Here is a 383-nt window from a genome sequence, read left to right on the forward strand (position 1 = left end):
CAGTTGCGGTTGTCGTCGTGGCGGAGACCTGGGTGAGAGTGGATACAATGTTCTCGGTTGCGGTTGTGGTGACAGTAGCTCCGGCGGCTGACTGCGACGCAATATCGGCATTGGCCTGCGCTGGAGCAGTCGTCGTCGCAGTCTCTGTCACGCGAACCGTCTAGGTCGAAGCCGCAACGGGAGCCGTCACTGTTGTAGCCTGCACAATGCTGGTCGTGGCTAGCTCAGTTGTCGTGGATACGACGCGCTCAGTCTCCGTGGTTGTCGCCGTCGTTGTAACCGTCGAGGCTGCAGCGGCAGCGTTGGCTTGCTGGGAAGCAGTTGTCGTCGCGGTATCTGTCACGCGAACTGTCTCAGTTAAAGCTGGTCCGCTTGCCGTCACG

At 60.3% G+C, this 383-nt stretch carries 2 protein-coding genes; one reads left to right on the top strand and one right to left on the bottom strand.

Annotated features, from left to right (window positions below; genetic code table 11):
- Window positions 1-38: 38 nt before the first annotated feature.
- Window positions 39-164: a hypothetical protein gene (locus tag AC0DBE_RS21730; protein WP_472963788.1), complete on the top strand. Its 126-nt coding sequence runs from the start codon at window positions 39-41 to the stop codon at window positions 162-164.
- Here the strand turns inward: AC0DBE_RS21730 and AC0DBE_RS21735 are convergent.
- Window positions 161-383: hypothetical protein (locus AC0DBE_RS21735; RefSeq protein ID WP_472963790.1), on the bottom strand; the 223-nt coding region annotated here is incomplete at its 5' end. The genes AC0DBE_RS21730 and AC0DBE_RS21735 overlap by 4 nt on opposite strands.

It is taken from the genome of Bacillus sp. VA15 (genome assembly GCF_055721145.1).